The sequence below is a fragment of the Lacipirellula parvula genome, assembly GCF_009177095.1.
Classification (GTDB): Bacteria; Planctomycetota; Planctomycetia; order Pirellulales; family Lacipirellulaceae; genus Lacipirellula; species Lacipirellula parvula.
In genome coordinates, this window is sequence record NZ_AP021861.1 from 6,719,645 (window position 1) to 6,737,229 (window position 17,585).

16 protein-coding genes and 5 tRNA genes are annotated in these 17,585 nt (G+C 61.9%); 9 read left to right on the forward strand and 12 right to left on the reverse strand.

The features are described 5' to 3' along the window. Positions 1-17 precede the first annotated feature (17 nt). The 12 genes from rplL to PLANPX_RS26315 all read right to left on the reverse strand — a co-directional run bounded on the left by rplL (position 18) and on the right by PLANPX_RS26315 (position 5,815). Entirely contained in the window at positions 18-428 is a 411-nt protein-coding gene (gene rplL / locus PLANPX_RS26260; protein ID WP_152101590.1) for a 50S ribosomal protein L7/L12, read from the reverse strand. 104 nt (positions 429-532) lie between these two features. Then, on the reverse strand, positions 533-1,054 hold the full coding sequence (gene rplJ / locus PLANPX_RS26265; protein WP_152101591.1) for a 50S ribosomal protein L10: 522 nt from the start codon (positions 1,052-1,054) through the stop codon (positions 533-535). A 63-nt stretch (positions 1,055-1,117) separates the two neighbouring features. Next, a complete protein-coding gene (gene rplA, locus PLANPX_RS26270; RefSeq protein WP_152101592.1) occupies positions 1,118-1,795 on the reverse strand; it encodes a 50S ribosomal protein L1 in 678 nt (225 codons plus the stop codon). 83 nt (positions 1,796-1,878) lie between these two features. After that, the gene (gene rplK / locus PLANPX_RS26275) at positions 1,879-2,304 is read right to left on the reverse strand and encodes a 50S ribosomal protein L11 (RefSeq protein ID WP_152101593.1); all 426 of its coding nucleotides are present in this window, start codon (positions 2,302-2,304) and stop codon (positions 1,879-1,881) included. A gap of 96 nt (positions 2,305-2,400) precedes the next feature. Continuing rightward, complete coding sequence (gene nusG, locus PLANPX_RS26280) at positions 2,401-3,120, reverse strand: transcription termination/antitermination protein NusG (protein ID WP_198421818.1); 720 nt, start codon at positions 3,118-3,120, stop codon at positions 2,401-2,403. Positions 3,121-3,230: 110 nt separating this feature from the next. Beyond that, positions 3,231-3,587: a preprotein translocase subunit SecE gene (gene secE / locus PLANPX_RS26285; protein ID WP_152101594.1), complete on the reverse strand. Its 357-nt coding sequence runs from the start codon at positions 3,585-3,587 to the stop codon at positions 3,231-3,233. A 225-nt stretch (positions 3,588-3,812) separates the two neighbouring features. Then, positions 3,813-3,885, reverse strand: a tRNA-Trp gene (locus PLANPX_RS26290). A gap of 72 nt (positions 3,886-3,957) precedes the next feature. Next, positions 3,958-5,157, reverse strand: a complete 1,200-nt coding sequence (gene tuf, locus PLANPX_RS26295) for an elongation factor Tu (RefSeq protein ID WP_152101595.1) — start codon at positions 5,155-5,157, stop codon at positions 3,958-3,960. Between the two features lie 106 nt (positions 5,158-5,263). Further along, a tRNA-Thr gene (locus tag PLANPX_RS26300) sits at positions 5,264-5,336 on the reverse strand. Positions 5,337-5,456: 120 nt separating this feature from the next. After that, positions 5,457-5,527, reverse strand: a tRNA-Gly gene (locus tag PLANPX_RS26305). A gap of 39 nt (positions 5,528-5,566) precedes the next feature. Continuing rightward, a tRNA-Tyr gene (locus tag PLANPX_RS26310) sits at positions 5,567-5,648 on the reverse strand. A 94-nt stretch (positions 5,649-5,742) separates the two neighbouring features. Beyond that, positions 5,743-5,815: transfer RNA gene (locus PLANPX_RS26315), tRNA-Thr, on the reverse strand. A gap of 448 nt (positions 5,816-6,263) precedes the next feature. On the opposite strand from PLANPX_RS26315, the gene PLANPX_RS26320 reads away from it, so the two are divergent. The 9 genes from PLANPX_RS26320 to PLANPX_RS26360 all read left to right on the forward strand — a co-directional run bounded on the left by PLANPX_RS26320 (position 6,264) and on the right by PLANPX_RS26360 (position 17,550). Beyond that, positions 6,264-7,148: a DUF4394 domain-containing protein gene (locus tag PLANPX_RS26320; RefSeq protein ID WP_152101596.1), complete on the forward strand. Its 885-nt coding sequence runs from the start codon at positions 6,264-6,266 to the stop codon at positions 7,146-7,148. 209 nt (positions 7,149-7,357) lie between these two features. After that, on the forward strand, positions 7,358-7,924 hold the full coding sequence (locus PLANPX_RS26325; RefSeq protein ID WP_152101597.1) for a hypothetical protein: 567 nt from the start codon (positions 7,358-7,360) through the stop codon (positions 7,922-7,924). An 88-nt stretch (positions 7,925-8,012) separates the two neighbouring features. Beyond that, on the forward strand, positions 8,013-8,723 hold the full coding sequence (locus PLANPX_RS26330; protein ID WP_152101598.1) for a sigma-70 family RNA polymerase sigma factor: 711 nt from the start codon (positions 8,013-8,015) through the stop codon (positions 8,721-8,723). Continuing rightward, positions 8,723-9,541, forward strand: coding sequence for an anti-sigma factor domain-containing protein (locus tag PLANPX_RS26335; RefSeq protein WP_152101599.1), 819 nt, complete (start codon positions 8,723-8,725; stop codon positions 9,539-9,541). The genes PLANPX_RS26330 and PLANPX_RS26335 overlap by 1 nt, the downstream gene beginning before the upstream one ends. Before the next feature lie 187 nt (positions 9,542-9,728). Next, the gene (locus PLANPX_RS26340; protein ID WP_152101600.1) at positions 9,729-11,051 is read left to right on the forward strand and encodes an efflux RND transporter periplasmic adaptor subunit; all 1,323 of its coding nucleotides are present in this window, start codon (positions 9,729-9,731) and stop codon (positions 11,049-11,051) included. A 31-nt stretch (positions 11,052-11,082) separates the two neighbouring features. Then, positions 11,083-14,490 (forward strand): efflux RND transporter permease subunit, encoded by a 3,408-nt coding sequence (locus PLANPX_RS26345; protein WP_152101601.1) that lies wholly within the window; start codon positions 11,083-11,085, stop codon positions 14,488-14,490. Between the two features lie 274 nt (positions 14,491-14,764). Then, positions 14,765-15,424: a 3-keto-disaccharide hydrolase gene (locus tag PLANPX_RS26350; protein ID WP_152101602.1), complete on the forward strand. Its 660-nt coding sequence runs from the start codon at positions 14,765-14,767 to the stop codon at positions 15,422-15,424. 281 nt (positions 15,425-15,705) lie between these two features. Continuing rightward, positions 15,706-16,179 (forward strand): hypothetical protein, encoded by a 474-nt coding sequence (locus PLANPX_RS26355; protein WP_152101603.1) that lies wholly within the window; start codon positions 15,706-15,708, stop codon positions 16,177-16,179. A gap of 174 nt (positions 16,180-16,353) precedes the next feature. After that, complete coding sequence (locus tag PLANPX_RS26360) at positions 16,354-17,550, forward strand: hypothetical protein (RefSeq protein ID WP_152101604.1); 1,197 nt, start codon at positions 16,354-16,356, stop codon at positions 17,548-17,550. Positions 17,551-17,585: the final 35 nt, after the last annotated feature.

Here is a 17,585-nt window from a genome sequence, read left to right on the forward strand (position 1 = left end):
GCGATGCAGCCAAACAGTTACTTGATGGTGACCTTGGCGCCAGCTTCTTCGAGTTCCTTCTTCAGCTTCTCGGCCTCTTCCTTCGAGACCCCTTCCTTCACCTTGCTCGGGACGCCTTCGACCAGGTCCTTGGCTTCCTTCAGACCCAGGCCGGTGGCGCTGCGGACGACCTTGATCACGTTGATCTTGTTGTCGCCGAAGCTGTCCATGATCACGTTGAATTCGGTTTGCTCTTCAGCAGCGGCAGCAGCGCCGCCGCCCGCGCCCGGGGCAGCCATCATGACAGCGCCGCCGGCAGCCGGCTCGATGCCGTGAACTTCCTTCAAGTAATCGCTCAGTTCCTTCGCTTCCTTCAGCGTCAGCTTGACGATGTCGTCGCCCAGCTTCTTGGTCGCGTCGGAAAATTCAATAGTGGCTGCATCGCTCATGACAAACTACCCTTTCGCAAGTGTGGGCGTTACGCCCAATGTGAATTAGTTTTTTTGATTTATGTGATTGGAGAATTGAGAACGTTCGCCGTGACTACGACCGCTCAACCCTCTTCTTCGCTTTTCTTCTTGACCTGGCTCGCGAGCTTGGCGCCCGGACCCAACAGTTGAGACGCCAGGTTGGCCCCTGGAGCCAGGATTTGCCCCACGAGCAAGCTGAGTTGCTCGGTGCGGCTCGGCCAGGTGCTGACCTTCTTCACGTCGGCGGCCGACAACTTCGACCCGCCCATCGACCCGCCCTTAGGGGCGAACGGAGCGTATGCCTTGTCGTCGGTGTACTTCGTGATTTCCTTGGCCAACGAGACGATGTCTTCGGCGCCCCAGACGATCGTCGCCGACCCTTCGCTGCCTTCGAAGGCTGCCGAGAGTGCAGTCCCTTCGGTCGCGCGACGGGCCAGGCTCGTCTTCACCATGAGCATCTTGATGCCCTTCTGGCGAAGCTGCTTCCGCAACTCGACGTTCTTGTTGGCTTCCAGCCCGGCGATATCGACGACCAACACGTCCTCAACGCCGTCCAGACGCTTCTTCAAGTCGTCGGTAATCAGGTCTTTTAGGTATTTGCTCATATAAAAACTCTCACAGCGAGCCGGGTCGTTTCGACCCCGGCGGCTCATTGATTGATTTGAGAACTAGATCGCCAACCGCACGCTGGGGGTCATCGCGCCGCTCACATGAGCGCTCTTCACGTAGATCCCCTTCACGGCCGACGGCTTGAGCGACACGACGCGGTCGACGAACGCCTTCGCGTTCTCGGCCAGCTTTTCGGCGTCGAAGCTCAGCTTGCCGATCGGAGCGTGGACGTTGCCAGCCTTGTCGTTGCGGAACTCGACCTTACCAGCCTTGTACTCGGCGACGGTCTTGGCGACGTCGGGGGTGACGGTGCCGGCACGGGGCGACGGCATCAAACCGCGCGGACCAAGGACGCGGCCGAGCGGGCTCACGACCTTCATCATGTCGGGGGACGCGATGCACGCATCGAAATCCATCCAGCCGCCCAGAATCTTCTGAGCGAGTTCCTCTTCACCGACTTCGTCGGCGCCGGCCGCCTTGGCCGCGTCGGCCTGGGCGCCCTTGGCGAAAACCACCACGCGAAGCTGCTTGCCGATACCGTGCGGCAGCACGATCGAGCCGCGGACGATCTGATCGGCCTGAGCCGCGTCGACGCCGAGACGCATGACGATGTCGACCGTTTGGTCGAATTTGGTGGCGCTAAACTGCTTGAGAGCCGCCACCGCTTCGGCGATCGGCATCGCTTCGGCCGGCCGCTTCTTGGCGGAGGCCTTCATTCTTTTGCTAACTGTGGGCATGAAAGGTGCCGTTATGACAGTGAGTAAGTTGGTTGTACGGAGCGAACGGCGGGGCCGAACGCTCACCCGGCGAGAACGCCGCGCTAGCCTTCGACCACCAGGCCCATGCTGCGCGCCGTGCCTTCGATCATGCGAACCGCGTGCTCAACGTCGCGCGAGTTCAGATCGTTCATCTTCAGCGTTGCGATCTCGGCCAATTGAGCGCGAGTGACCGTGCCGACTTTCGTCTTGTTCGGCACGCCCGAGCCCTTCGCCAACCCCGCGACCTTCTTCAGCAAGACGGCCGCTGGCGGGCTTTTGGTATAGAAATCGAACGACCGGTCGTTGTAGACGCTCACCACCACCGGAATCATCATTCCAGCGGCTTCTTTCGTCCGGTCGTTGAACGCCTGGACGAACTGGCCCAGGTTGATGCCGTACTTACCGAGCGAAGTACCGACCGGAGGAGCAGGCGTCGCCTGACCTCCCGGAATCTGGAACTTCGCGACTCCGACTAACTGTTTTGCCATTGCACTTTCCGTTGTTGGTAGTCAACGGTCTGCTCGACGGAACCCGGCTCCCGAACTCGACGACAGTCGCATTCGGCCCCGACGCCTGCAGACCTCCTACACGCCTTCAACTTGCCAATATTCCAGCTCGACCGGCGTACTCCGGCCGAAGATGCTGATCATCACTTGGACCTTGCCGCTCTGCGGATCGATGGTTCCAACTTCCCCTTCGAACCCTTCGAACGTGCCGTCCTTCACCTTGACGCGATCGCCCGATTTGAACTTGATGTCCAGTTTCGGCGAGTCGTCCGATACTTCTTCGTCAGTTTGCACGATGCGGGCGATCTCGTGGGCGAGCATCGGCTGCGGCTTGCCGCCGGCGCCGGTGAAATCGCCAATCCCCGAGGTTTCGCGAATCGCGAACCAACTGTCGTCGTTGATGTTCATCCGGACGACGATGTAGCCCGGATAAAGCTTCCGTTCGACGATTTTTTTCTTACCAGCCTTGAACTCAGTGACCTTTTCCGTCGGGACGAGAATGTTGTCAACGTCGACGTACTTCTGCAGCCCTTCGATCGCGACCTTGCGCTTGAGCGCGTCGGCGATCGAGCGTTCGCGGTTGCTCTGCACCTTCAAGATGTACCAGTCCATTTGGACCGGTCCCTGAGGTTCGGCAGCCTTCTTCGCGGCGACCTCCGCTTCTGTCGACACGGCGGAAGCCCGCGACAGCGGCTTTTGCTCGACGGGAATCACCTCGGAAGGATCATCGTCGATTTCAGGCTCAACGACTGCCGGCGCCGACGAGTTCGCACCCGTGACGTTCAATTCGTCGTCCACCTTGTTCGGCTCCTCGCTGCTCACCGCTTATGCGCCTTCTTCCCGCCAACCAAAGAACATTCCATCCGCCGTCTGCACTACAGACAGCGGCTGCTTTCCATCGCGACCTACTAGAAGAGGCTCACGATCTTGCCGAACAGGTCGAGCAAGACGCCAATAAACCACTTCAAAAACAAATCGTACCCGAGCAAGATCGCCGTCATGAAGAAGATCACCACCAAGACGACCATCGACGCACGAAAAAGCTCGCCCCGGCTCGGCCAGGAGACCTTTCCCATCTCATTCTCAACCGAGATCAAGAACTCGGCGAACTTCGGCATGTTGACGACGCGAAACGCCGCCCACGCCCCGATCGCCAGCACGATCATCGGCAACACGTATCTTGCAACCACGGCAGGCGAGATTTTGTCTTGCAACGCCGGCGGCACGAAATATTCCCCGAGCTCCGGCGAAGCACCGGAACTCATCGTCCACGCACCGACCGCCGCGACGGCCAAGAGCGCGAAAAACGTAGCCTGCCGGGCCACCTTGCCCTGATTTCGCTTGTAACGCGAAGCAGTGAATATTCCTGCGATTAACTCAGCCACGTTAGTCTTTCCAAAGAGCTATGAGCGACGAGCGGCGAGTTGCGAGTGAAATCCGTTACTCACGAAACCCGAAACTCGAAACTCCTTACTCGCTACTCCCGAATGCAGGGGCGGCGGGAATCGAACTCGCAACCCCCGGTTTTGGAGACCGGTGCTCTGCCAATTGAGCTACGCCCCTGTGTGAAAGAAAAATCGGAAAGGGGGAAGGCGATCGAAATCGCCTTCCCCTTCCGTTTTGCTTTCCCTTGAACTACTCGACGATCTTCGTCACGACGCCCGAACCGACCGTGCGGCCGCCTTCGCGGATCGCGAAGCGAACGCCGTCGTCCATGGCGATCGGCTTCATCAGCTCGACCGACAGACGGGCGTTGTCGCCCGGCATGCACATTTCAGCGTCGCCCACCAGGTTGGCGGTGCCGGTGACGTCGGTCGTGCGGAAGTAGAACTGCGGACGGTAGCCGCTGAAGAACGGCGTGTGACGACCGCCTTCTTCCTTCGACAGGACGTAGACTTCGGCTTCGAACTTGGTGTGCGGGGTGATGCTGCCCGGCTTGGCCAGCACCTGACCGCGCTGAATATCTTCACGCTTGACGCCGCGGAGCAAGCAACCGACGTTGTCGCCGGCTTGGCCTTGATCGAGGCTCTTGTTGAACATTTCGACGCCCGTGCAGGTCGTCTTGGTCGGAGCATCGGTCAAACCGATGATCATGACTTCCTCGCCGACCTTCACGACGCCGCGCTCGATACGACCGGTGGCGACGGTGCCGCGGCCTTCGATCGAGAAGACGTCTTCGATCGCCATCATGAACGGCTTGTCGATTTCGCGGACCGGCTCGGGGATGTACGAGTCAATCGCTTCCATCAGCTCGGTAATGCACTTCGACTTTTCCGGATCGGCCGGGCTGTCGTAGGCGGGCTTCGAGGCGCCGCGGATGATCGGAATTTCGTCGCCGGGGTAGCCGTTCGACGAGAGCAATTCGCGAATTTCGAGCTCAACCAGTTCGAGCAATTCCGCGTCGTCGACGAGGTCGACCTTGTTCAGGAAGACGACGATGCGCGGCACGCCGACCTGACGGGCCAGCAGAATGTGCTCGCGGGTTTGCGGCATCGGACCGTCGGCAGCCGACACGACCAGGATCGCGCCGTCCATCTGGGCGGCGCCGGTGATCATGTTCTTGATAAAGTCGGCGTGGCCCGGGCAGTCGATGTGGGCGTAGTGACGATTCGGGGTCTCGTATTCGACGTGCGACACGGCGATGGTCACCGTCTTGGTCGCGTCGCGGACCGTACCGCCCTTAGCGATTTCCGAGTAGGCCTTCGGCTTGGCGAGGCCCTTAGCGCCCTGAACGGCCAGAATAGCGCCGGTCGTGGTCGTCTTGCCGTGATCGATATGACCGATCGTACCGACGTTCACGTGCGGCTTTGTACGATTGAATGTGTCCTTTGCCATTGTTCTCCCTACTAACTCAACACTTGTTTCATGGGGTCAAAATTTTTTGCCCGCCAGCGAGCGACATGTCGCCGGCAATGGCTGGACGATCGAAACTAACATCGAGAGCTGCTGACGAGACTTGAACTCGTGACCTCGTCCTTACCAAGGACGCGCTCTACCAACTGAGCTACAGCAGCAAAGGATCAAAAAGCCGTCAGCTTTCAGCACTCAGCCGTCAGCTCAGAAACCCACCTCCCGACAACTACCTAACTCTTTCGCGGCGGCCAAAAACTCAGCCAACGCCAACAGCACTTCGAAGCGGGTGAAGGGAATCGAACCCTCGTATTCAGCTTGGAAGGCTGCTGCTCTACCATTGAGCTACACCCGCAAACCTAACCTCTTACTAGCTCTAGCACTTAGCTTCTAGTGGGGAGTACAGGATTCGAACCTGTGAAGGCATAGCCATCAGATTTACAGTCTGACCCGTTTGACCGCTTCGGTAACTCCCCGACGTACTCCTCTAACCACCGCAAAGCCGATTTACCGAAGACCGTCGGTCGCAGCAAAACCGTCCCGGGCGGCGAAAACTCTCTCTATCGACAGAGCTAGCGGAGGGACTTGAACCCACAACCTGCTGATTACAAATCAGCTGCTCTGCCAATTGAGCTACGCTAGCCGGGGTGGGGCGAGCTTGTGCGAATCAACTAATATACCGAAGCCGCAAGGGGTGACAAGGCGGCCTCTAGCGAATTTCGGACCGCATTAACAAGCTGCGCAGGGCAGATACTGCTAGCAAAGAGCCGAGGGCGGCCTCCCAGCCTGACACAAACCTCGCCCGGCGGCGCGACACCCCACACCCCGCAGAGCAACCAAAGCCCCAAAGTCGCAAATTGCGACTTTTTAACGCATCCAGAGACATTTCCCTGGCCGTACCTTCCGTAACGGGGTAGGCTGGCGTCTCGTTTCGCGAGAAACCTAGCCACTTCGTTCGTCTCGCCGTTGATGGATGACGGCTTCGAAGTGGCGTCCGTTTCAACTGGCGCTGCATTTTCCGACTTATCCTCGGCGCCATCGACTGGGTCGACACCGCACCAGACCAGCAACTTGAGCTAGGAGTAAGCTACATGAAGCGATTCACCGCGCCGTTGTGCGCACTGGCACTCTTTATCTCCGGCGCCCAGACGCCTGCTTCCGCAGAACTTATTTACGGCATCGCCGCCGTCGGCAACTCGACGGCCCTTCTTAGCTGGGACTCGGCTTCTCCCGGCAGCATCATCTCCGGTTCGTTCGTCTCGGGCCTCCAGAGCAACGAAACCATCGTCGGCATCGACTTCCGCCCAGCCACCGGCGGCCTCTACGCCCTGGGAACCTCCAGCCGGCTCTACACGCTGAACACGTCGACGGGTGCAGCCACCGCGGTCGCCGCGCCATTTTCGCCGGCACTGAACGGCTTCAACTTCGGCTTCGACTTCAACCCGACGATCGACCGCATCCGCGTCGTCGCCGAGACGAACAAGAACCTGGTCCTCAACCCGATCACCGGCGCCGTCCAACTGGCGGCCACCGACCTGGCCTTCGGCCCCGGCGACCCGAACTTCGGCATCGACCCGAACGTGGTGAACTCGGCCTACACCAACAATTTCGCTGGCGCGACGACCACGCAGCTTTACGGCATCGACACCGCCCTCGACATCCTGGTCACCCAAGCGAACAACGCGGGCACGCTCGGCACGGTTGGACCGCTCGGCTTCAATGTCACCGGCGTCGGCGGTTTCGACATTTCGGGGACGACGGGCATCGCCTACGCGGCGCTGCTGCTGTCGGGCAGCTCGCAGTCGAACCTCTACACGATCAACCTCGCCACCGGCGCCGCGACCCCTGTCGGCCAAATTGACGGCGGCGTGATCATTACGGCCATGACGGTTGCCCCGGCTGTCCCCGAACCGGCCACGCTCGGCTTGGCGGCGATGGCCTTGGCCGCCGTACCGCTGGCCCGTCGTCGTAAGTAGCGCGTCGTGAAATAACTTTGCTTCGAACTCTCCAGGCGGGCAATTCTTCGGAATCGCCCGCCTGTTTTCTTGCCTGTTTCGTTAGTTAAATCCCCCTACGGCCCGCCGCCGCTCCCTCGCTGCGGCCCGCTTTCTTCGACCTCGGCAATGGAAATTCTCCCGCTGACATATGTTCTTGAGAGAGTCCCGCTCGAACGAACAACCAACGCATGACGTCACCCATCATTCAATTCCTGAGACCGACGTTCTACGCAGTGGTCGCGTTCGCGTTTTTTGCCGGCTTGATGAACATCTATTGGTCCGCCAGCGCTTCTTCCGTTGCGGGGATCGACGCAGACGAACTTGCCGGCATCGACCTGTCCGAAGTCGTCTTCCCGTCGCCGAAGCTTAAGCCCGACGACGTCGTTCGCCTGCAACTGAAAGGGCTCGGCGATTCGAAACGAGACGGCGTCGGCATCTTGCAATGTTTTTGTTTGGCATCGCCTGCCAATCGCACGGAAACGGGCCCCCTGAAGCACTTCGGCGAAATGGTGCGCAACCCGCCCTTCGACGCGATGACTTCCCCCCGAGCCGCGCTCGTGGGTCGCCCGCAAATCGAAAACAACGTCGCGAAGTTACTTGTCACGATCATCGACGCTCAACACCATGTCCGCATTTTCGCATTCGTGTTGTCTCGACAAGACGAAGCGCCGTTTCAGGGCTGCTGGATGACCGACGCGGTGCTAGCAACGAATCCCCCTGCGGCGCCTCCGCCCGCAGAACTGCCATCAGCCTGAACGCGCTTCGCCGCGAATCTCACTCTCTGCAACATCTCTCCGCATCCATTCCCGCGCGTTCAGCCGTACTCATTACAGGAACAGACGATTGTCAGCGACTCCCAATCCAATGCCGAGCGACGACGCCCGCGGCGGATTGGGGGTGAACGTCTCCAGAGGTCTCTCGACCGACGAGACGCTGCGCGACCGACCGACGCCTGAGGCCGGCGAGTTGGAACCAGTTCCGACTTCCGACGGATCGGACTTACTCGCCGCGGTGCGCCTCGGAGATCGGACGGCGTTTCGCGCGCTTTACGATCGGTTTGGAGCCGACTTGCTTGCCCTGTGTGAACGGATCCTCCGCCATCGCGCCGACGCCGAAGACGCCGTCGCCGAGGTTTTCTGGGAAGTTTGGAAACGACGCGACCGGTACGACTCGATGCGCGGAGCCGCGCGCCCTTACCTGATGACGCTCGCCCGCAGTCGCGCCATCGATCGCTTGCGCAGCCATGCGGCGCGGCCTGAAGTCCGCGCCGATTCGGGTTGGCGCTTGAACGAACAAGACACGCTCGCCGGCGGCGCCCCGGCGCCAGACGAATCGGCTTCGCAAGGCGAGACTCGCGTTCGCATCGTCGCCGCGATCGCCGAACTCGACGCCCGCCAACGCGAAGCGATGGAACTCGCCTACTACGAAGGACTCAGTCACCAACAAATCGCCCAACGGCTTGGCGCGCCGCTGGGAACCGTCAAAACGCACATCCGCAGAGGATTAAAAAAACTCCGGTACGCCCTCCAAGGCTTGCAGGCTGAAGACGATTGATGATTACTTGCGACCACTGCCGAAATGAGCTGGCCGAGCATGCCTTGGGCCACCTGACCGCGGAAGCCGCCGCGGCCGTGGGCGACCATTTGGCCGCGTGCCCGGTTTGCCGCCATGAAGCGGCGGCGATTGTGGCCGCATGGTCGGCGCTTCCCATGACGCTTGAACCCGTCGCTCCGCCCGCCGATCTCTTCGATCGAATCACAAACCGCCTCGAAGATTGGCCGCAAGGATCGAAATCGCACCCCGCACAGCGTTCGCTCAACCCTTCGACAAACAGCGCCGAAAAACGTGCAACGGCAGCTCGCCGACTTTCCGCACGCCAACGGCTCGCCTCTTATGCGCTCGCCGCGAGCGTCCTGATCGGGCTGACGGCCTCGTTCGCGAGACTCGCCCCCTCTTCCGACCACGCCGCACGGAAGCAGCAGATTGCTAACGAACTGCTGATCACGGGCGCCAGAGACAAAGCGAGGTTACGCTCCGAACAAGTCCGCATCGTCTCTTTTCATGGCGCGCAAGCGCCGGAAACCGCCGCGGCCTACATCATCTGGGACCTGCCAGCCCAACAGTGGCACTTCCATGCCACGGGGCTGCCGGCGGCTTCCGCAGGAAAAAGCTATCAGCTTTGGGCCGCGGATGATCGGGGCGACTACTTCGCCGGTCCGCAATTCACCGTCGATCAGCAGGGAGAAGCCCACGTTATCGCCGACTTCCCGAAACTCACCCCAGGGCGGCCCTCGCGAGCCATCGTGACCCTGGAGTCCGACGCCAAAACTTCGCAACCAAGCGCCGATCTCGTTTTTGAAGCCAAGCTGTAGTCGCTGCTTTTTCTTCTTTTTTGCAGACGTTGCGGGCCGTAAATCCCGCCTCCAGGCCACTTTCGGCCCGCTAAACCTACGGCAACTCACCGGCTCTTTCGCGATTCGGCGGGGTTATACTGTAGGAGGCGGCACTTCTGCGGGCCGCTACGTCCATGCACGTCCCTTCCCGTCGCCCAGGCCGTCGATGCCCTGCCCCGCCCCGACTTCCCGCTCGGTCTTCCTCGCCGCGGCCGCGACTTCGCTGGCGCTGCTCGGCTGCGGGAAAGCCGACCCCGCCGCCACCCCGTCGGCTGCGAAAATGGCCCCCCTCGCTCCGAAGGAAGTCGAAGTCGTCGCCGCCCAACTCCTTCCTTGGCCGCGGACGGTCACCGTCCAAGGCGCTCTCCTCGCCGACGAAGACGCCGTCCTCGGCTCAAAGCTCGCCGGCCGCGTTGCCACGGTGTCCGTCGACCTCGGTTCAATCGTCAAGAAAGGCGATCCGCTTGTCACGCTCGACCGCAGCGAACTCGACCTGCAGGTGAAACTCGCCGAGGCCCAACTCCAACAGGCGTGCGCCGCGATCGGCATCACGCCGAAGGAAGATGAAACGCGGCTCGACTTCGACGACGCCCCCCCCGTCCAATTGGAACAAGCCCTCGTCGACGAAGCCCAAGCTGCCGTCAACCGCGCCCGCGCATTGGTGCCGACCCGCGCGATCACCGGCGGCGAATACGACACGCTAGTCGCGCAACTTCGCGCCGCGAAGGCCCGTTACAACTCGGCGCTCAATTCGGTCAGCACGCAGGTCGCGCTCATCGGCGTCCGCCGCACCGAGCTCTCGCTCGTCAAACAGCAGGTGATCGACTCGCAGCTGATCGCGCCGTTCGACGGCGTCGTCGAAGCCCGCCGCGTCTCGCCTGGCGAGTATGTGTCGATGGGCCAACCGCTCATCGCGCTCGTCCGCGCCGAACGGCTCCGCTTCACGGCCGGCGTCCCCGAAAGCCAGGCCCGTCAGATCAAAACCGGCCAGAAGGTCGAAATCCAAATCGCCGGCGTTGCTGAACCGATCCTCACCGCAGTGACGCGAGTCAGCCCCATCGTCACGCAAACGAGCCGTGCCGTCCGCATCGAAGCCGACGTTCCCAATCCCGACCACGCCCTGCAAGCCGGCCTGTTCGCCAAGGCCGACGTCATCGTCGACGCCGAGGCGCAAGCCCTCGCCCTGCCCGAGGCGGCGGTCACTCGCTTCGCCGGCGTCGAAAAAGTCTGGGTCGTCGCCGACGGCCAAGCCGCGCAGAAGTCGATCCGCACCGGCCGCCAGGAACGGGGCCGCGTCGAAATCCTCGACGGCCTCCCCGCCGGCAGCGAGGTCGTCGCCAACGCCGAGCAAGGCCGCACCGGACCGGTGACGCTTAAAGCGGTCAGCGGTCAGCTTTCAGCAATCAGCCAGAAAAGTGAGGAACGGAAGGCGTCCGCAGAGGAAGCCGCCGCTCCTACTAACAAACAGTCCACTCCTCCTGCTGGCTGACAGCTGAACGCTGACAGCTTCCTAGCTTCTCATGCAATGGCTCGCCCGAGTTTGCGTTGAGCGTCCCGTCTTCGCCCTCATGCTGATCGCAGCAGTGGTCGTCGCCGGCGCCGCTGCGTATCCGCAGCTCGGCATCGACCGCTTTCCGAACATCGACCTGCCGACGATTCGCGTCGCCACCAACTACCCCGGCGCCGCGGCGGCGGAAGTGGAGTCGGAAGTCACCCAGCCGCTCGAAGACGCGGTCGCCACCGTGGCCGGCATCGACGAACTACGTTCGCTCTCGAACGACGGCGTCTCGATGCTGATGATTACCTTCCGCCTCGACGTCAACATCGGCGTCGCCTCGCAAGACGTCCGCGACGCCGTGAACAGCGTCCTCAACCGACTTCCGCCCGGCATCGACCCGCCGGTGGTGCAGAAGCAAGATCTCGACGCCTCGCCGATCATGACGCTTGCCGTCTTCGGCCAGCGCGAGCCGCGCGAGCTCTACGTTCTCGCCGATCGCAGCGTCAAAAGCATCATCGAATCAGCCCGCGGCGTTGGGCAGGTGACGATCGAAGGCGCCTCGGATCGAGCGGTGCAGATCAATCTCGAAGCCGACCGCCTCGCCGCGCATCGCACGTCGGTGATGCAGGTCTATGACGCGATCTCCTCGCAAAACGCCGAGATTCCCGCCGGCCGAGTCGACGCCGGCTTCCGCGAGTTGAGCCTCCGCACCCTCGGCCGCTTGCCGAAGACGAGCGAGTTCAACAACCTCGTCGTATCGACCGTCGGCGACGTGCCGCTCCGGATCTCCGACCTCGGCGAAGCGGTCGACCTCACCAAAGAACGCCGCTCGCTCGCGCTGTTCGATGGCCAACCCGCCGTCGTGCTGCAAGTGCAGCGGCAATCGGGCGAGAACACGGTCGAGGTGATCGACGCCGTGAAAAAGCGGCTCAAGCAAGTCCGCGAGCTGCTTCCCCCGGACGTGCGAGTCGAAGTTCTGCAGGATCAGTCTCGCTACATCCGCGCCGCCCTCAACGAAATCCAGCACCATCTCGTCATCGGCAGCCTCATGGCGAGCGTCATCGTGCTGCTCTTCATGCGATCGTGGCGGTCGACCATCATCGCCGCCGTCGCGATTCCGACTTCGATTATCGGCGCCTTCGCCGTGATGAAGGGGATGGACTTCACGCTCAACAATGTCACGATGCTCGCGCTGGTGCTGATGGTTGGCGTCGTCATCGACGATGCGATCATCGTCCTTGAAAACGTCTTCCGCGTCATCGAAGAACAGCGGCTTGAACCGAAACGGGCCGCAATCGTCGGCACGCAGGAAATCGGCCTCGCGGTCCTCGCCACGACGATCTCGCTGGTGATCGTCTTCCTGCCGGTGTCGTTCCTTTCGAGCGTCACCGGCCGGCTGCTCTACGAATTCGGCATCACCTCGACTGTCGCGGTGATGATCTCGATGCTCGTGAGCTTCTCGCTCACGCCCATGATGTGTAGCCGGATGCTGAAGCGTCCGAAGCAGGAAGCACCGGAGGATTCAGATCCTGTGGCTCCCTCCCCCTCGAGGGGAGGACTGGGGAGGGGAGCGGAAGCGTCGAGCGACTCCGCCTCAAACAACCCCCCTTCGCACATTCACGCCAGCCACGAAGTCGCCTCCCGCCGCGGCTTCTACCGCTACATCGAAAACTCCTACATGTGGTGCCTCCGCCTCTCGATGCGGCAGCGCTGGTTCATCCTCCTCGTCTCGGTCGTCGTCATCGCCTCGAACATCCCGCTGTTCAACCTCGTCCAACAAGACTACATCCCGACCGACGTCGACGAGGGCGAGTTCGAAGTCCGCATCTCCGCGCCCGAGGGAACCAGCATCACGGCGATGGACCAAATGATCTCCGCGGTCGAGCCGAAAGTCCGTGAAGTCCCCGGCGTGGTGCACGTTCTCTCGACCGTCTCCGGCAGTTCGCCCCGCGGCACGAGCCAGGCGAGCATGTACGTCCGACTCGACGACCTCGAAACGCGCACCTTCTCGCTCGGCAGGCTTTGGCACGGCCTGCTGGAAGGCAACCCCAACCAGGCGTTCGAGGGCAATTACAACCAACGCGACAAGATGCGCGAAGTCCGCTCGATTATCGCCGCGTATCCCGACCTGCGGGCGTCAGTTCGCAACCTCACCTCGTTCCGGCAAGGGGCCCCGGTCGATCTCGACTTCGTCGTCACTGGCCCCGACCTGCAAGAACTCGCCGACTTCACCGACCGCCTCCGCGATCGCGTCGCCGAGATGCCGGGGCTCGTCGACGCCGACAGCACGCTGCGGATGGACAAGCCGAACTTGCTCGCCCACATCGATCGCGAACGGGCCGCCGCGCTCGGCGTCGACGTCCGCGAAATTGCCGACACGCTGCGGATCGCCGTCGGCGGCGACGATCGCGTCTCCCGCTTCTACGATTCGCAAGCCGACGACGCTTACGACGTTGAGCTTCGCCTCCGCGGCGTCGATCGCGCGGATCCCCGCGACATTTCGCAGCTCTACGTTCGCACGGCCAATCCCCGCGCCGCCGGCAACACTAACCGCACGATTCCGGCCGCCGAGCCGACGCTCATTCCCGGGCTCGGTTACGAAACCGGCGACCAGCCGCTCACGCGACTCGACAACGTCGTGTCGTTCGAAGAGACCTTCAGCCCGTCGCGCATCGACCGGCTCGATCGCCTCCGCATGGCCGCGGTGCGGGCGAACCTCGCCCCTGGCTACGCCCTTGCCGAGCAAGCGCGACTCGTGCATAAGGCCGCCGAGGATCTCGGCCTGCCGCCCGGTTACTCCACCCGCGTCGTCGGCGGCGCCCGCGAACTGCAAACGACGCTCGAAGAGTTTATCTGGACCTGTGCGTTGTCGTTCGTCTGCATGTATATCGTGCTCGCCGCCCAGTACGAGCATCTCATCCACCCGCTGACGATCCTCGCCTCGCTGCCGATCGCGATTCCCTTCGGCCTGTTCAGCCTGTGGCTTGGCGGCGAATCGCTCAACCTCTACTCCGCCCTCGGCATCCTTGTGCTGTTCGGCATGGTGAAGAAAGCTTCGATCTTGCAGGTCGACCACATCAACCAGCTCCGCGCCGCCGGTCTGCCGCGCAACGAAGCGATCCTCGAAGGGAACCGCAACCGCCTGCGGCCGATCCTGATGACGGCGATCGCGTTCGTCGCCGGCATGGTGCCGCTGCTGATCGCCACCGGCCCGGGCGCCGAGGAACGCCGGTCGATCGCCGTGCTCGTCGTCGGCGGTCAGGCCCTCTCCCTGCTACTGACGCTGTTGGCCGTGCCGGTTATTTACTCACTGCTCGACGACCTGAGCGCCCTGTTCGTCCGCCGCGCCACCGCCCCCTCCCCTGCACCGCCGCCGACAACGACGCCCACGGCAACGACAACGCTTACCGGCCAAGTCGCTCCCGCTTAGGCATTAATCTCTTCGTTGCATTTCCTTTGCGCCTCTGCGCCTTTGCGAGAGATAAAAAAGATGTCTCACGCAAAGGCGCAGAGGCGCAAAGAAAACGCCAAGAAAACCATGCCTTTAGTCATCAACTCAGTCTCGCAACATGCATCGCCGCTTGCTCCGCGAGCATGCCATTAGTAGCCTGTCACTACCGCGTTCGCACTCGCCACGAGCCACTTCTAGCGACGCGTCTGCCCCTCTATTCCATCCCAGGCAATAACTCTCAAGGAACCTTGCGATGAAATTCGCCCTCGCTTCCGTCGCCCTACTGCTGGGCCTCGCGTTCACGCCCTTCGCTCAAGCCGCCGAAGCCCCCAAACCAGACAAAGATGGCTGGTACCAACTCTTCAACGGCAAGAATCTCGACGGCTGGAAGGTCACGGAAGACAACCCCGACACCTTCAAAGTCGTCGACGGCGAAATCGTCGCCCACGGCGAAGCGGCCCACATCTTCTACGAGGGCCCGGTTGAAAACCACAACTTCAAGAACTTCGAATATGAGTGCGAAGTTCTCACCAAGCCGAAGGCCAACTCGGGCATGTACTTCCACACGAAGTACCAACCGACTGGCTGGCCCAGCACTGGCATCGAAACCCAGGTGAACAACACCCACGGCGACCCGAAGAAGACCGGCAGCCTCTACAACATCAAGAACGTCATGGACAAGTCGCCCGCCAAGGACGATGAATGGTTCACGCAGAACATCACCGTGAAAGACAACCACGTCACCGTGAAGGTCAACGGCGAAGTGGTCAACGAGTGGGATCAACCCGCCGACTTCAAGCGCGAAGACGGCTGGCAAGACGCGAAGATCGGCTCGGGCACCTTCGCCCTGCAAGGCCACGACCCCGGCAGCGAGACGCACTACCGCTCGGTGAAGGTGAAGCCGCTGAAGTAAGCAGCGGTGGCGAGCGTGAGTAGGTGTTTAAGTGAGTAGGTAAATTTCCAAACAGCCCTCGACTCCGGTCGAGGGCTGTTTGCGTTTCCAGACATAGGCTCACGCGCACCAGCCCCTCTCCCCCTAGCCCCGGGCGGAGCCCGGGGCTAAGAAGCGCCGTAGCGAGAATGAGGCGAGCGCTCTAGCGACCCGCCAAGTGCCGAGGGTAAGATTCCGCCACTCGCCAAGTCGCTGTTCCCCGCGACGCTCACCGCCCGCCATCCGCCAGCCCGAGAGTTTCCATGGACGCCGTCTTGATCATCCACGTCATCATCAGCTTGCTCGGCATCGTCTCGGGCTACATCGTCATCGGCGGCATGCTCCAAGCGCAGCGACTGCCGCGGTGGACGGCATTCTTTCTGGTGACGACGGTCCTCACTAGTGCGACCGGATTTTTGTTTCCTTTCGTGAAGCTGCTGCCGTCGCACATCCTGGCCGTCCTATCGCTGATCATCCTGCCGATCTCCATCTACGCACTCTATGGCAAGAAGCTCGTCGGCCGTTGGCGCGCGACGTACGTCATCACAGCAATCGTAGCGCAGTATCTCAACGTCTTCGTCCTGATCTTCCAGGCATTCCAAAAGCTCCCGCCGCTCCACGCCTTGGCGCCAACGCAATCGGAGCCGCCGTTTGCGGTCGCCCAGGGCGTCAACCTGCTCGCCTTCATCGCACTTGGATACCTCGCCACCAAAAAGTTTCATCCGACGGCCAGCTAGCCCATTCGCCCGCCACATTTCGCTACTTTTTACCCAGTTTTGCAGGTTTTCTTGCGTCGCTCTGCCAAACCGGCAACAATGACGGCGTCAATCGCAGCGGTCGCCTGCTCGCAAGGCCGCCTCGCGGCTGATGCATCTTCCGGAACAGCAGAAAAACCCACGGCCTCGACTCGCGTGACGCCCAAGAACGCCACCGCCCGCGCTGTTGCGCGCGACCATGAAGTCGACTACGCAGCCTTCCCCCCGTGGCTGGTCTCGCTCATTTGCCACGCCGGAATCGTGCTCATCCTCGGGCTCCTCATTCAGGCAGTCCCTAAAGACCCCGGCCATCTCACGCTCGACTTCCAAGCTGATCCTGGACTCACCGACGTCAACGCCGGCGGCGGCGGCGATCCAGGTCTTGGCGAAGCCACGGCGCCGCTCGTCGACTCGGCTGACATTGACGCCTCGATTGATCCACTCGCCGTCGACTCCGCAGAAATCCCGCTCGCCGAGTCGGCCGCCGATCCGATCTTCAACACGAAGTTCGATCCGCTCGTCACCACTCCCCCCGAGAGCGATGCCGTCGCTTTCGATCGCGACATGCTCCTCACTTCCGCCGCCGCAACGAACCGTGGCCCCAAGGAAGGCGACGCCCGCAATGGCGGCGACGGCGGCTCCGGCACTGGCAGCGGCGGCGGCCATGGCAAGGGCGTCGGCATGGGAACGGGCGACGGCACAGGCCCCGGCCACGCCACCACGAGCATGTTCGACCTCGTCGGCGAGGGGGGCGACTTTGTTTACGTGTTCGATCGCTCGCTCAGCATGAGCTCGTTCTACACGCTAACGGAAGACGACATAGCAGTCGTCAAAATCACGCCGCTCGAAGCCGTGAAAAAGGAACTCGTCAACAGCCTCGAAGACCTCAACGAGTCGTGCCGGTTTCAAATCGTCTTCTATAACGGCTACGTCTCGCTGCTCGGCAACACGCGGCGGATGTACGACGCGACGTACGAAAACAAGGTCCTGGCCAAGTCGTTTGTCTATTCGATGCCGGCCGAGGGCGACACGCACCACCTGCCGGCGCTCGAAGAAGCGATCATGTGCGAACCCGAGGTGATCTTCCATCTCACCGACGGCGAGGAAAAGGACGACCCAAGCCCCGAGCAAATCGCGATCCTCGTACGCGAGTGCAAACAGCGGAAGATCAAGATCAACGTCGTTCACTTCGGCGTGGAGCCGCGCACCACCTGCTCGCTCATCGATCTCGCCCAGGAGACGGGCGGCAAGTACCGCTTCATCACTCTCGCCGAACTCGCGCAGAAGAAACTCGCCGCCGCCCGCGGCACGCCGACGCTCCGCGCGGTGCAATCGCTGCCGGCGCTTGAATAGGCACTCTCGACGACGCGCACCCGACGGGCCCCGCC